The following is a 12,949-nucleotide window of genomic DNA, read 5'->3' on the forward strand; positions in this document are numbered from 1 at the left end:
ACGCCGTTTGCACCGCGCCGGGGCGCCGTGAGCGGCCCGTTAGGGTCGACGACATGGCTACTCCCGACTTCATCCGAACACTCCGTGCCTCGGCCGGCCACCAGCTGCTGTGGCTCCCCGGTGTCACCGCCCTCGTCTTCGACGACGAGGGCAGGGTGCTGCTCAACCGCCGTGCCGACACCCGCAAGTGGTCCGTCCTCAGCGGCATCCCCGACCCCGGGGAACAGCCCGCCGCCTGCGCGGTCCGCGAGGTCTACGAGGAGACGGCGGTGCGCTGCGTGGCCGAACGGGTCGTCCTCGTCCAGGCCCTGGAGCCCGTCACCTACGAGAACGGCGACACCTGCCAGTTCATGGACATCACCTTCCGCTGCCGGGCCGTCGGCGGCGAGGCGCGGGTGAACGACGACGAGTCGCTGGACGTGGCCTGGTTCGACGTCGACGCACTGCCCGACCTCGACCAGTTCGGCATGCACCGGATCAAGCAGGCCCTGTCGGACGCCCCCACATGGTTCGACCCCACTGCCTCCAGCTGAACTATGGGGCGTGACCACATGGGGCGGGGCGTCGGCGCTGCCTAGGGTCGAACCATGACCGCGCCCCGCCTCCCTCTGGCTCCCCACGCCTCCCCGCTCGACCTGGGCGGCCGCACCGCGCTCGTCACCGGCGCCGCCGGCGGCATCGGCCGGGCCTGCGTGCTGCGGCTCGCGGCCGCCGGAGCCAAGGTGAGAGCCGTCGACCGGGACGCGGCGGGCCTTCAGACCCTGGCGGACCGTGGACACGGCCTCGCGGGCACGGTGGAGCCGCACCTCCTCGACCTCACCGACCTGGACGCCGCCGAACTGGCCGCAGCCGGCACCGACATCCTCGTCAACAACGCCGGGATCCAGCTGGTGCGCCCCATCGAGGAGTTCCCGCCCGAGGTCTTCCACACGGTGCTCACCGTGATGCTGGAGGCACCCTTCCGGCTCATCCGCGGGGCCCTGCCCCACATGTACGGACAAGGGTGGGGCCGCGTGGTGAACGTGTCCTCCGTGCACGGGCTGCGCGCCTCGGCCTACAAGTCGGCCTATGTGGCGGCCAAACACGGGCTGGAAGGACTGTCCAAGACCACCGCCCTCGAAGGAGCGCCCCACGGCGTCACCTCGAACTGTGTGAACCCCGCCTATGTGCGCACCCCACTGGTCGAGAAGCAGCTCACCGACCAGGCACAGGCGCACGGCATCCCCGAGGAACGCGTCCTGTCCGAGGTGCTGCTGCAGGACAGCGCCGTCAAACGGCTCATCGAGCCGGAGGAGGTCGCCGAGGCCGTGGCGTATCTGTGCAGCCCGCAGGCGTCCTTCGTGACCGGTACCTCGCTCGTCCTCGACGGCGGCTGGACCGCCCACTGAGCGGCCGGTCCCGTCGGCCCGGGGGAGTTGTCCACAGGGCTGACGGGGCGGGCCGGACATGGTGAATCCTGTGAGCATGTCCAGCGATCACGTGCAGTCCGCCGAAATGCCGTTCCTCGAGCTCCTGGCCCGGGGCGCGTCGGCCGACGCCTATGAGCAGCCGGAGCTGCTCGCGCGTGCCGAAGGGCGCCCGGCGGAGTGGATCGCCGCGCTCCGGCAGGCCAAGCCGCTCGCCCTGCGCGTCCGCGCCGAGCTGGAGGGGCGACGCCGGCGCGAGGCCGAGCTGTCCGCCCTGTTCGAGACCGCCCACGACCTCGCCGGGCTGCGGGACCTCGACGCCGTGCTCCGGGCGATCGTGCAGCGCGCCCGCTCGCTGCTGGGCACGGACGTCGCCTACCTCAGCCTGAACGACACGGAGCGCGGCGACACCTACATGCGGGTCACGGAGGGCTCGGTCGCGGCCCGGTTCCAGCAACTGCGGCTCGGCATGGGGGAGGGGCTCGGTGGCCTGGTCGCACAGACGGCGCGCCCCTATGTCACCGACGACTACTTCAGGGACGACCGTTTCCAGCACACCCACACCATCGACGCGGGCGTGCGGGACGAGGGGCTGGTGGCCATCCTCGGCGTGCCGTTGACGCTCGGCCATCACGTCATCGGCGTGCTGTTCGCCGCGGACCGCCGCGCCCGGGTCTTCGAGCGGGAGCAGATCGCCCTGCTCGGCTCCTTCGCCGCCCTCGCCGCGGCCGCCATCGACACCGCCAACCTGCTCGCCGAGACCCGGTCGGCCCTCGCCGGGCTGGAACGGGCGAACGAGATCATCCGGGACCGCAGCGGTGTCATCGAGCGCGCCTCCGGCGTGCACGACCGGCTCGCCGAACTCGTCCTGCGCGGCGGAGGCGTGCACGACGTGGCCGCCGCGGTCTCCGAGATCCTCGACGGCACCGTCGAGTTCGCCGAGGCTGCCGCCGCGCCCGCCGCAGCCCTGGAGAAGTCCGGCGCGCAGGGGCACGCCGTGCTGCACGAGGACGACTGGATCGCCGCCGTCGCCGCCGGCGGCGAAGTGCTCGGTGCCCTGGTGCTGCGCGGGCACCCGGGGCTCGACCCCGTCGACCAGCGCACCCTCGAGCGTGCCGCCATGGTCACGTCCCTGCTGCTCCTGGCCCGAAGATCCGCGGCCGAGGCCGAACAGCGCGTGCGCGGTGAGCTGCTCGACGACCTGCTCGACGCCCGCGGTCGTGACCCGCGCCTGCTGCGGGAACGCGCGGGCCGGCTCCACGCCGACCTCGACGCCCCCCACGTGGTCCTGGCCGCGCGACTCGAGGGTGACGCGACCGATGCCGACCAGGAGGCCGACGCCCGCAGACGGCTGGCAGCGGCGGCGTCCCACCTGGCCGCCACCCGGCACGGCCTGGCCGCCGCACGCGACGGCGGCGCCGTCCTGCTGCTGCCCCTCGGGCCTGGTGACACGGGCACCGATCTGGCCCGCCGCGCCGCCCGCCACCTGGGCACGGCGGTCCGCGCACCGGTCACCGTCGGCGCCTCCGCACCCGCGGAGGACCTCGCGGCCCGCCCCGAGACCGTGGCCACGGCCTACGCGGAGGCCCGCCGCTGCCTCGAAGCCCTGTGCGTCCTCGGCCGCCTCGGGGACGGGGCGGCCGCCGAGGACTTCGGCTTCCTGGGACTGCTCCTGGCCGGCGACCGGGACATCCCGGGCTTCGTCGACCGCACCATCGGCGAGGTCGTCGCCTACGACCGGCGCCGCGGCACGGAACTGCTGCGCACCCTCGACGCGTACTTCGCCTGCGGCATGAGCCCCGCGCGCACCAAGGACGAACTGCACGTCCATGTGAACACGGTCGCCCAGCGCCTGGAGCGCGTCGGCCGTCTCCTCGGCGACGACTGGCAGCACCCGGCCCGTGCCCTGGAGATCCAACTCGCCCTGAGCCTCAACCGGTTGTCGAATCCGGCACAGCACTGACCCCCGCACGCACGGCGCGTACGGGGGCAGGTGAGGACGGTGGACGGTTCCCCGGTCAGACGCTGCGGGCGTTCTCCACAGGGCTGCCCGTCCGTACCGCTTCCGGCCCGGTGGGAGGCACCCCCTCGGCCAGGTCCCGGTGACGGGTCTCCTTGGCCGCCGCCAACGCGACGACCGTGAGTACCGCGGCGCCGATGACGTACAGGGCGATCGGCGTGGAGCTGCCGTAGTCGGACAGCAGCGCGGTGGCGATGAGAGGTGCCGGCGCACCCGCCGCGACCGAGGCGAACTGCGCGCCGATCGACGCACCGGAGTAGCGCATCCGCGTCGCGAACATCTCGGAGAAGAACGCGGCCTGGGGCGCGTACATCGCCCCGTGCAGGACCAGCCCGACGGTGACGGCGAGGATCAGGTTGCCGAAACCGCCGGTGTCGATCAGTGAGAAGAACGGGAACATCCACAGCCCGACACCGACCGCACCCATGAGATACACGGGCCGGCGGCCGATCCGGTCGGAGAGCGCGCCCCACGCCGGGATGACCGCGAAGTGCACGGCCGAGGCGATCAGCACCGCGTTCAGCGCGGTCTGCTTGGAGACGCCGGCCGAGGTGGTGGCGTAGACGAGGATGAACGCGGTGATGACGTAGTAACTGATGTTCTCCGCCATGCGCGCCCCCATCGCGACCAGGACGTCACGCCAGTGGTGCCGCAGCACGGAGACGAGCGGCGGCTTCTCGGCATCCGCCGCCGCGTCCGCCGCGCGGGCCTCGGCCTGCTTCAACGCCTGCTTGAAGACGGGCGATTCATCGACAGACAGGCGAATCCACAAACCGACGATCACCAGCACCCCGGAGAGCAGGAACGGCACCCGCCAGCCCCAGCTGCCGAACGCGGCGTCCGACAACAGGGCGGTGAGCAGCGACAGCACACCGGTGGCGAGGAGTTGCCCCGCAGGCGCGCCGGTCTGCGGCCACGACGCCCAGAACCCGCGCCGCCGAGCGTCCCCGTGCTCCGACACCAGCAGTACGGCACCGCCCCACTCCCCGCCGAGCGCGAACCCCTGGACCAGCCGGAGCACGGTGAGCAGCACGGGGGCGGCCGTCCCGATGGAGGCGTGCGTCGGCAGCAGCCCGATCGCGAAGGTCGCCCCGCCCATCAGCAGCAGACTCAGCACCAGCAGCTTCTTGCGCCCGAGCCGGTCGCCGTAGTGCCCGAACACCAGCGCGCCCAGCGGCCGGGCGGCGAATCCGACCGCGTACGTCAGGAACGACAGCAGGGTGCCGACGAGCGGGTCGGAGTCCGGGAAGAACAGCTTGTTGAACACGAGCGCGGCGGCTGAGCCGTAGAGGAAGAAGTCGTACCACTCGATGGTGGTGCCGATGAGGCTGGCGGCGACGATGCGCTTGAGGCTGGCGGGGGCTGGTGGGGCGGCTGCGGGCGACGACATCGGCACCACTTCCTGGGGTGTGACGGGGACGTTTACGTGTCGCCACACCGTAGGAATCCGCAGGTCAGGCGCACATGTGGCGGGGCAACATAGTTCGAGAGTTCGCTATGCGTGCGGCCACCATGCTGGCTCGTGGAAGGGCGGCCCAGGGAATCGATGGTGGTCGAAACGAGTGCTGTCCGGGACGCGTAGTTCAGGGTGATTTGACGGTGCGGTGCTGTTCGTGCTGACAAATTCCCTCGTCATCACCCGTCTTCACCTGTCCCGTGCTGACTTGGTGCTGACTACGCTCCGTTGAACTCGGACATCTTGGGGCTGATCGGCTCGGCCGTTGCGCGGTAGGCGACCTGACTGATAGGCCGACCCGGCTCTGCCGCTCGGCTCTGCGGGCACGGACAAAGCGCTGCGGTGTGGTGCGCGTTCGTCCCAGCAGATGCTTCGTCTGCTGGTTGTACAGCGCAAGCAGCTCGCTGATCTGCGGATATGGAAGCCGTGGGGACGTTGCGGGGACCGCCGACCGGGGACTGGTCCGGATCTTGACCGAGGTCGATCTCGGGGCGGCGGCTCTGTTGGAGTGGCCGCATCCACCTGCCCCGCGTTGACGGTCCCACCTGGCACAGGTTGTAGGGATCGTCCAAGGGGTCTACGCCAGTCCAGCGCGGGCGCGAAATCACAGGTCAGGGCCTCCTGGTCCGGGAGGGTCCGCCCTGTTCGTGATAGCTGGTGATACGGCGAAGTCCCGTTGGGAACCATCCCGACGGGGCTGCTGGGCTGAGCCGTGAGACGACGAAGCCCCACCGGAACGTTCCGGTGGGGCTTCGTCGTGGCGTCGGTTGCGCTGGCGTGCACGATGCAGTCGGCGCCTCATGCGGTCCGTGTTCCTGCGATGCTCTCGGGGACGCTCTAGTTTTGCGATCGCACCCATCCATATCGCACCCATCCGTAAGGGATCCCTGAGACGACGCGGCCCCGCCAGGCAGCCTGGCGGGGCTCTGTCGTGTGGTGGCGTTGGTTACGTCTGTGCGTAGTTGCTGGGCTGGTGGATTGCCTCCGACTGCCCCGTGGGGCCGGTGGTAGTCGTAATGGGTGTTCCAGACGCCGAGGGCGTCACGGCGTTGGTCCTCGGAGAGCCGGCTGCGGGCGTAGAGGAACTCTTCGGCGATGATCCGGTTGTAGCGCTCTACCTTGCCGTTGTGGCGAGGCGTGTACGGCGTGATGCGCTGGTGGCGCGCGTCGAGCAAGGACCGGGCGAACGTGCCGGCCCGGTAGCAAGCACCGTTGTCCGTGACGACGCGTTCTAGGCAGGTGATGCCGTGGGCTGCGAACCAGGCTCTCGCCCGGTGGAGGGCGAGCAGAAGCCGCGATACGGTGCGACGGCTGAGCGAGTGCCCCTCGGCCTGGAGCTCAAATGCGATCCGGGATGCCGACCACTTCTCTGCCCGACGGAGTGCCTCGATCGTGGTCACGACGTGGGAGCTGGTCGCCGTCGGCTGGCGCCGAGGCGTGGAGGAAGGGTCCAGCAGACCGAGTTCACCGTGCTTGCGGTAGCGATTGACCCGTTTTGACGCGCAGGCACGGGAGATGCCCATTGCTGCGGCGACATGAGCGATCGGCCGTTTCTGGCACCGCTCGATCAACCGGCGCCTACCCTCTACGGACAGCGGTGCGTTCGCAGGGGTCATGTATTGATTCGCCTTCTATGTAGGTCGGGGCTTCGCGGGACAGGACTTGGCAGTTACACGAGCACGTCTCGTTGCGTGTCGGCGGCTGCCTGTCGGTTGACGGCCCAGATCATGAGTGCGCAGAGGGCGAAGGCGGCGCCGAGGAGGCTGGATCCCGCCCACCCTGTGGCGGAGTACACCGCGGTGGTGCCGGTTGCTCCGACGGCTGAGCCGAAGGAGTAGAAGAGCATGTGGCCGCCGATGACGCTGCTCGTCTGGTGTGAATATGCGGCGGTGAGCAGGTGTTGATTGCTGACGTGTACTGCCTGCACCGCGAAGTCGAGGACGATCACGCCGACGACGACCGCCCAGAGCGACCAGGACGCTTGTCCGGTCGCCAACCATGAAGCGGCCAGGAGCACAAGTGCACCGCCTGTGATGACGTTGGAGCGGCCGGCGTCGGCCCCCCGCCCGGCTCGTGAGGCGCCCAGCGCCCCGGCGAGCCCGGCGATTCCGAAGAGGCCGATCTGGGCCGTGCTCAGGTGCCATGGCTCGGCTGCGAGCGGCAGAGCCAGGCCGCTCCACAACACGCCGAAGGAAGCAAACAGGAAGAATGCAATCAGTCCCCGTGAGACGAACAGGCGCTCACGGAACAGGCGACCCAGCGAGATCAGCACCGCGCCATAAGGGGCCCGGACGTCGTGCGGGTCGGATGGCAGGAGCTTCAGCACGAAGCAGGTGAGCACGATGAGGAGCACGGCGAATACCACGTAGATGCTTCGCCATCCCCAGAGTGCGGCGAGACTGCCCGCGAGCACGCGCGCTCCGAGAATGCCGATGGTGACACCGGAGGTAACGGCGCCGAGTGTGTGGCCGCGTTGCGCTGCCGTGGACAGGTCGGCGGCGAAGGCCACTGTGGTCTGAACGACGACCGCGAACAAGCCTGCGGTGGCCAGCCCGGCGAGCAGGAGCCATAGCTGGGCAGCGACTGCGGCCAGGGCCATGCCAACCGCAGCGAGGAGAAGATGCCCGGCAATGAGCTTGCGCCGGTCGAACATGTCCCCCAGAGGAACAAGAAGGGCCAAGCCGATCAGGTAGCCGAGCTGCCCCGTGGTGACGATCCATCCCAAGTCGGCTTCCGGCAGGCCCAGGTCGTCGCCGATCTGGGCCAGTACGGGCTGCGCAACGTAGATCTGCGCGACCGCGACCGCGCAGATCACGGCGAACAGCATCCTCCGGCCAGACGTAAGACTCACCAACACCCTCCAATGAGTAGCAAATTGCAACCAAAATGAAGGTACGGCAGAATGGTTTCGATCCGCAACTCTTCAGGAGGAGTGATGGCTCGCACAGCGCCCCGTGCCGAGGGGATGTCCTGGACAGACCCCGCCTGCCCCGTCGCGCGCACCCTCGACCTGGTCGGAGATCGATGGAGCCTGCTGATCATTCGCGACGCGATGGACGGTGCGCGAGCATTCACCGACTTCCAACACCGCACCGGAATCGCGCGCAACATCCTCACCGACCGGCTGCGTCGCTTGGTCGAACGAGGCATCCTCGATCGGCAGACCGCCCCGACGGGGCGGCGACAGAACTACGTCCTCACAGAGGCGGGCCGAGACCTCTTCACCGTCATCGTGGCTGCGCGTCAGTGGGGCGAACGACACGCCTTCGCGCCAGCTGAAGCTCACTCAGTTCTCGTTGATGAAGGCGGCCTCCCGCTCCCCGAGCTGCGGCCCACCGACGCGCACGGCAGGCCCGTGGATGTCGATACGACCTCTGTGCTGCACGATCGCTGACCACAAAGGAAGCCATCTGACACTCCCAGCGGCCGGCGACGTGTTCGGCCATCAACGCCGGGACACCCGCGAGATGGTGGGTAACGCGCCTCTCGGTGGATCACGACGCCGTTGGCGCAGAGCAAGCCCGACTGCTGCGGCTCCGTACGGCCAGCGTCAACAACCTCCTGGCCCGCAACACCCAGGACTGAAGGAGGGGATCCAGCAGCCGTCTACCGAGCTTGGCCAGTGCAGGGACTGGCAGGCGTCGAGCGTTTCGGCGTTGCGACACAGCAGCTCCGCTGCGAGGAGTTGGGCGCTGGAGGACGTTGAGCGCAGCGGCGTCGATCACCAAAATGGCTGTCTCATCCCGAGATCTTGCCCTCGTTCTCATCATCCGACCACAAGTTCACGAGCAGTGCCACGGCGAGATCGGCGTAATCGAGCTTGGTGAGCGTGAGGAGTCCCGAGGCAAGAGCTGCTGGGTGTGCGTGTCCCGATTCGGAAGGGGAGACCAGTCGCCCGGCACGCATCGCTGCGTCCAACCTGAGCTGACGTCGCTGCTCTTCCTGCTCTTGTCCCAGCCGGCGTTCGGTTCGGTGGTTCAGGACGTATCCGATCAGAGAGACCGATGTGCCGACGAGGACCCCGATGAAAGTGAGGACGGCCGCAAGTCGAGAGGTACTCCCGCCTCCGGAGAATGGACCGAGCAGAAGCACTGCACTCCGCTCCTACAGGGCGGCCCACCGCGAGGTCATACATCCGTCGAGCACCGCTCACACAAGGGCCTGAACAACAGGGCGGAGAACAGCCACCAGCCCACGCGGCAGCGCGAACGGGCGATGAAGGGTTTCCGCGGCGTTGGCGCAGCGCAGCGGTTCCTGTCCGCGTTCAGCGGGATCTCACCCCACTTCCGACCCCGGCCGCCACCTGATGACGGCCTCCGGCTACCGAGCCGAGATGACCATCCGCTTCACCATCTGGGACCAGATCACCCGCGCCGCCGGCCGACCCACTACGGTCTGGGCACCCGCCCGGACCGCGTGCCCACCGATCTCCGCCTTGAGTTCCTCCACCCGGGCGCGGGCCGCAGCCTCCCGCGCCTCCAACTCCTCGATCAACGACACCATCGACGCCCCCTACTTCACCCGCCACAGTAGAAGGAGGCCCGTCTGCCTACACCGTCAACCAGTGTTCTCCCAACTCAGGGCTTCCCTGGAGGAAAGCCACACCCGTCCGGAAAGCGCCAGCCTCCCATCAACTCCCCAGCGGGTAGGCTCCTTGTCGCATTTGCCGACAGGGTCCGATCTACCGCCGGATCTCGTGCCGGAACGCGGTTGAAGCGGCCGGGGATCGGTGGAGGTGTCACGCTCTCAGTCGAGGGCGCGATGGCTGACGCCGAGGGCATTGAGACGCTCCAGGTGCGGACGCAGGCGGTCGGTGACGAAGTCCGCGAAGTCGTCGACGCCGTTGCCGTCGTTCCGCCACACCGCCTCGGCGAACGCGCACAGACGCGGGAACAGCATGTACTCAGCGTGCTTGGGCGTCGGAACGTACTCAGTCCACAGCTGGCACTGCGCGCCCAGGACATGCCGCGCCGTTTCGGGCTCGTCGGCGAGCGCTGCGGGCACGGGGCGGTAGTCGTACACCTTGGACAGCGGGACGAAGCCACCGATCGCGAGCGGCTCCCTGTCGTGGTCCTCACTCTGGTAGCGGTCGAAGTAGAGGTACTCGCACGGCGCCATCACCACGTCGAGTCCACCGCGTGCCGCCTCGACGCCGGCCTCCTCGCCGCGCCATGACATGACCACGATGTCCTTGGGGAGGTTGGCCGGCCCGCCGCCTTCGAGTACCTCGTCCCAACCGATGAAGCGTCGGCCGTTGTCCGAGAGGAACGTCGCCATCTGGCCGGTGAACCACGCCTGCAGGGCATCCTCGTCGGTGAGGCCGAGCGATCGCATCCGCGCCTGCGCGGCTGGGCTGGCCCTCCACTCCTCCTTGGGGCATTCATCGCCGCCACAGTGGATGAGCCGACTCGGGAACAGGCTCATCACCTCGGTGAGAACGTCGCGGCAGAAGTCGAGCGCAAGGTCGTCGACGTTCAGCACCTGTTCACTGATCCCCCATATGGTCCAGACCTGGGGCGGTCTCAGGCCGTTGCCCAGTTCGGGATAGGCCGAGATGGCGGCGAGCATGTGGCCAGGCATGTCGATCTCGGGGATGACAGTGATGAAACGTTCCGCTGCGTACGCCACGATCTCGTGGATGTCGTCCTGGGTGTAGAAACCGCCGTGCGGCGTGCCGTCGAAGGTGTACTCATCCTCCGGCCGGTCGGCATGGCCGATGAGCGTCTCGTGTCGCCAAGCGCCGACTTCGGTGAGGCGTGGGTACTTCTCGATCGCGAGCCGCCAGCCCTGATCCTCCGTGAGGTGAAGGTGGAGGACGTTGAGCTTGTGGAGGGCAAGGAGGTCGATCAGCCTCAGAATGAACTCCTTTGGCATGAAGTGCCGCGCGGCATCGAGCATCATGCCGCGCCAGCCGAGCTGGGGCCCGTCGGTGACGCTGACGGCCGGCACCGTCCAGTCGCGTTCGACGGCCGTCGCCGAGAAGACCTCGGCCGGAAGGAGCTGCCGCAGCGACTGGACGCCGTAAAACACACCTGCCGGGTCGCCGCCGGTGATGGTGATGTGGTCGGACGTGACGGTCAGTTCGTACGCCTCGGCGTCGAGGGCCCTCGGGGCGACGGACAGAGTGATCGCGGCCTGCCCGCCATCGGCATCCGGCAGGGCAAACCCGGTCGCGGGTCGCAACGCACGGCGGAGAGCGTCGGCTGCGGGGGCCGAAGCGGCGTCGGACCGGATCGATGTGGTGCCGGTCAGGCGGAAGGCATCGTCATGCTCGTGACGGTCGAGGCGCTGAGGCTTAGGAAGAATCACACCATGTGAGCCTACTGTTCGAATCTGCGCGACAAAAGGCCAATCAGAGCAGCTTCACGCATCTTGAGGCTGCTAAGCCGAGAATCGATGAGTCAGTGGGCAGGCGGCAGCGCCCGGCCGAGCGGTAGCGAGGTCGGGTGTCGATCGCGTGGGATCAGGCTGCGGCGGGTTCGAGGCTGACCTTGTAACCGAGCGCTTCGAGTTGATGGACGTGGCTGCGTTTGCGCCGTTTGGGATCGATGCGGCGGGTGTAGAAGTCTGAGCCAAGGGTTCAAAGCGGGCATTTGGCAGGCCGGACTATCTACGTTGAGACGGGGGCTGGGTTGGCTGAGAACGGACAAGGTTGCCCGGGGGCAGACAGGAAAGATCGCGGAAGGACTGGCCAACGGGCGCGAGGGCATGTCAACGTAGACGACCTTGCAAGAAACCCCAGGTCAGAGAGGTGATTGCCCGTGACCGCAGCCCCTGCGGGCCCCGGTTTCTCCACCACCGTCGAAGCCCTGCGACCGGGGGAGTGGCAGCTCGACCCTGGTCAGCCGACCCTGGTCATGGACCAGTTCTCCGCCGAGGACTTCCACCCTGATCGTCGATGATCGCGCGGACGTGCACGTCAGCTCCAAGGACGGCCGGTTCTACCTTGGCTGGTTTCCGCTCGGCCGCCCCGGCACGGATAGCGAGGGATGGAAGATCGCTGTCACCGGAACCGCCAAAGTCCGCGGCTATCAACTGTCGTTCGATACCGGACGCCGGCCGACATCGTCGCCGCCACCGGAGCGAGTGTGCTGGAGGCCTCACGCCGCCTCTGACAGCGCGGACACCGAGGGATCTCGTCCGTGTGTCCGTGATGGCGCGGCGGACCATCGCCTTGGCCATGGCCACCTTCGTCTCGAAGGCGACCTCGTCGTCGATGCCGGCCCGGCGGCACCTTTCGCGGTCGTCGGCCCAGGAGGTGGGCAGATACAGACGCCGGTCGATCAGTGTCCGTCCGCGGTCGGTGGCATAGGCGAGGAAGACGCCGACCTGGCAGTTCTCCGTCCGCCCGGCGGTGCCGGTACTGCCGCTGCACCCCGGCCGGCCTCGTCCCCTTCCTCAAAAAGCCCGTGTCGTCCACGACCAGGACGGCGTCGGGGTCGCCGAGGTTGTCGACCACGTACTGACGCACGTCGTCGAGTACCTCATCGGCATCCCACTCGATCCGGTTCAGCATCCGGTGCATGCGGTCCGGTCCTGCGTGGCCGGCTTCCTCCACCAGGGTCCAGCCGTTCTTCCGTGTCGAGCGGTGCATCAACCGCCTCAAACAGTGGCGCGACATCGCCACACGCTACGAGAAGACAGCCACGATCTACCTGGCCGGACTCCACATCGCGGGCATCTTCCTGTGGTCCGCCCGCTGATCCAAAACGAAAGCCCCTAGTGGCAGGGGCTCGTGGCGACGACGGCACACCGCACCAACAGGGCGTGGGCCGCAGTCGCCTGTACCAGGGGCGCCGTGCAGAGGAAGGTCAGCTCCCCGCATTGGGCAGGTGGATGCCGGTTTGCGGGCTGTGGAGGGACGCCGGTGCCTTCGGTTGGGTCAGTTCCCGGGGAACATGAGGTCACTGGCGTTGCTGGCGGTATTCATGAAGTCCTGAAGGGGGGCGGCCCCGCCCGTCGGTGTGTACAGGATCAGCCCTTGCGGGTCTTGATCTCCTCGGTGAGGGCCGGGACGACGTCGAAGAGGTCGCCGACGACGCCGTAGTCGACGAGGTCGAAGATCGG

At 68.4% G+C, this 12,949-nt stretch carries 10 protein-coding genes and 4 pseudogenes; 7 read left to right on the top strand and 7 right to left on the bottom strand.

What is annotated here, in order from left to right; translation table 11 throughout:
* Nucleotides 1-53 precede the first annotated feature (53 nt).
* From AB0B29_RS36440 to AB0B29_RS36450, 3 genes are all read left to right on the top strand, one after another.
* Nucleotides 54-533 (top strand): NUDIX hydrolase, encoded by a 480-nt coding sequence (locus tag AB0B29_RS36440; RefSeq protein WP_362246827.1) that lies wholly within the window; start codon nucleotides 54-56, stop codon nucleotides 531-533.
* A 54-nt stretch (nucleotides 534-587) separates the two neighbouring features.
* On the top strand, nucleotides 588-1,388 hold the full coding sequence (locus AB0B29_RS36445; RefSeq protein WP_362246829.1) for a 3-hydroxybutyrate dehydrogenase: 801 nt from the start codon (nucleotides 588-590) through the stop codon (nucleotides 1,386-1,388).
* A 76-nt stretch (nucleotides 1,389-1,464) separates the two neighbouring features.
* Nucleotides 1,465-3,369: a helix-turn-helix domain-containing protein gene (locus AB0B29_RS36450; RefSeq protein ID WP_362246831.1), complete on the top strand. Its 1,905-nt coding sequence runs from the start codon at nucleotides 1,465-1,467 to the stop codon at nucleotides 3,367-3,369.
* Between the two features lie 55 nt (nucleotides 3,370-3,424).
* On the opposite strand, the gene AB0B29_RS36455 is transcribed toward AB0B29_RS36450, so the two are convergent.
* From AB0B29_RS36455 to AB0B29_RS36465, 3 genes and pseudogenes are all read right to left on the bottom strand, one after another.
* Complete coding sequence (locus tag AB0B29_RS36455) at nucleotides 3,425-4,816, bottom strand: MFS transporter (protein ID WP_362246833.1); 1,392 nt, start codon at nucleotides 4,814-4,816, stop codon at nucleotides 3,425-3,427.
* 989 nt (nucleotides 4,817-5,805) lie between these two features.
* Nucleotides 5,806-6,498: pseudogene (locus AB0B29_RS36460) on the bottom strand (integrase core domain-containing protein); the annotation flags it as partial.
* Nucleotides 6,499-6,551: 53 nt separating this feature from the next.
* Entirely contained in the window at nucleotides 6,552-7,709 is a 1,158-nt protein-coding gene (locus AB0B29_RS36465; RefSeq protein ID WP_362246835.1) for an MFS transporter, read from the bottom strand.
* 108 nt (nucleotides 7,710-7,817) lie between these two features.
* On the opposite strand from AB0B29_RS36465, the gene AB0B29_RS36470 reads away from it, so the two are divergent.
* The gene (locus AB0B29_RS36470; protein WP_362246843.1) at nucleotides 7,818-8,276 is read left to right on the top strand and encodes a winged helix-turn-helix transcriptional regulator; all 459 of its coding nucleotides are present in this window, start codon (nucleotides 7,818-7,820) and stop codon (nucleotides 8,274-8,276) included.
* Nucleotides 8,277-8,620: 344 nt separating this feature from the next.
* On the opposite strand, the gene AB0B29_RS36475 is transcribed toward AB0B29_RS36470, so the two are convergent.
* Nucleotides 8,621-8,974, bottom strand: coding sequence for a hypothetical protein (locus AB0B29_RS36475; protein ID WP_362246844.1), 354 nt, complete (start codon nucleotides 8,972-8,974; stop codon nucleotides 8,621-8,623).
* 4 nt (nucleotides 8,975-8,978) lie between these two features.
* Between AB0B29_RS36475 and AB0B29_RS36480 the strand changes: the two are divergent.
* Nucleotides 8,979-9,175: pseudogene (locus AB0B29_RS36480) on the top strand (DDE-type integrase/transposase/recombinase); the annotation flags it as partial.
* Nucleotides 9,176-9,202: 27 nt separating this feature from the next.
* Here the strand turns inward: AB0B29_RS36480 and AB0B29_RS36485 are convergent.
* Together AB0B29_RS36485 and AB0B29_RS36490 are read right to left on the bottom strand one after the other, a co-directional pair.
* Nucleotides 9,203-9,385 (bottom strand): hypothetical protein, encoded by a 183-nt coding sequence (locus AB0B29_RS36485; RefSeq protein WP_362246845.1) that lies wholly within the window; start codon nucleotides 9,383-9,385, stop codon nucleotides 9,203-9,205.
* Between the two features lie 243 nt (nucleotides 9,386-9,628).
* Nucleotides 9,629-11,191, bottom strand: coding sequence for a beta-N-acetylhexosaminidase (locus tag AB0B29_RS36490; protein ID WP_362246837.1), 1,563 nt, complete (start codon nucleotides 11,189-11,191; stop codon nucleotides 9,629-9,631).
* A gap of 452 nt (nucleotides 11,192-11,643) precedes the next feature.
* On the opposite strand from AB0B29_RS36490, the pseudogene AB0B29_RS36495 reads away from it, so the two are divergent.
* Nucleotides 11,644-11,997 (top strand): annotated as a pseudogene (locus AB0B29_RS36495) (DUF317 domain-containing protein).
* Between the two features lie 37 nt (nucleotides 11,998-12,034).
* On the opposite strand, the pseudogene AB0B29_RS36500 reads toward AB0B29_RS36495, so the two are convergent.
* A pseudogene (locus AB0B29_RS36500) lies at nucleotides 12,035-12,464 on the bottom strand (IS701 family transposase); the annotation flags it as partial.
* Here AB0B29_RS36500 and AB0B29_RS36505 point away from each other — a divergent pair.
* On the top strand, nucleotides 12,406-12,585 hold the full coding sequence (locus AB0B29_RS36505) for a hypothetical protein (RefSeq protein WP_436845969.1): 180 nt from the start codon (nucleotides 12,406-12,408) through the stop codon (nucleotides 12,583-12,585). The pseudogene AB0B29_RS36500 and the gene AB0B29_RS36505 overlap by 59 nt on opposite strands.
* Nucleotides 12,586-12,949 lie beyond the last annotated feature (364 nt).

Origin of the sequence: Streptomyces tibetensis (assembly GCF_040647715.1) — a bacterium.
GTDB lineage: Bacteria > Actinomycetota > Actinomycetes > Streptomycetales > Streptomycetaceae > Streptomyces > Streptomyces tibetensis_A.

What these genes read in the sequence shown, in the direction of transcription:
- AB0B29_RS36440 (WP_362246827.1), top strand. Translation starts at nt 54, where the DNA reads ATGGCTACTCCCGACTTCATCCGAACACTCCGTGCCTCGGCCGGCCAC.
- AB0B29_RS36445 (WP_362246829.1), top strand. Translation starts at nt 588, where the DNA reads ATGACCGCGCCCCGCCTCCCTCTGGCTCCCCACGCCTCCCCGCTCGAC.
- AB0B29_RS36450 (WP_362246831.1), top strand. Translation starts at nt 1,465, where the DNA reads ATGTCCAGCGATCACGTGCAGTCCGCCGAAATGCCGTTCCTCGAGCTC.
- AB0B29_RS36455 (WP_362246833.1), bottom strand. Translation starts at nt 4,816, where the DNA reads ATGTCGTCGCCCGCAGCCGCCCCACCAGCCCCCGCCAGCCTCAAGCGC.
- AB0B29_RS36465 (WP_362246835.1), bottom strand. Translation starts at nt 7,709, where the DNA reads ATGCTGTTCGCCGTGATCTGCGCGGTCGCGGTCGCGCAGATCTACGTT.
- AB0B29_RS36470 (WP_362246843.1), top strand. Translation starts at nt 7,818, where the DNA reads ATGGCTCGCACAGCGCCCCGTGCCGAGGGGATGTCCTGGACAGACCCC.
- AB0B29_RS36485 (WP_362246845.1), bottom strand. Translation starts at nt 9,385, where the DNA reads ATGGTGTCGTTGATCGAGGAGTTGGAGGCGCGGGAGGCTGCGGCCCGC.
- AB0B29_RS36505 (WP_436845969.1), top strand. Translation starts at nt 12,406, where the DNA reads ATGCGGTCCGGTCCTGCGTGGCCGGCTTCCTCCACCAGGGTCCAGCCG.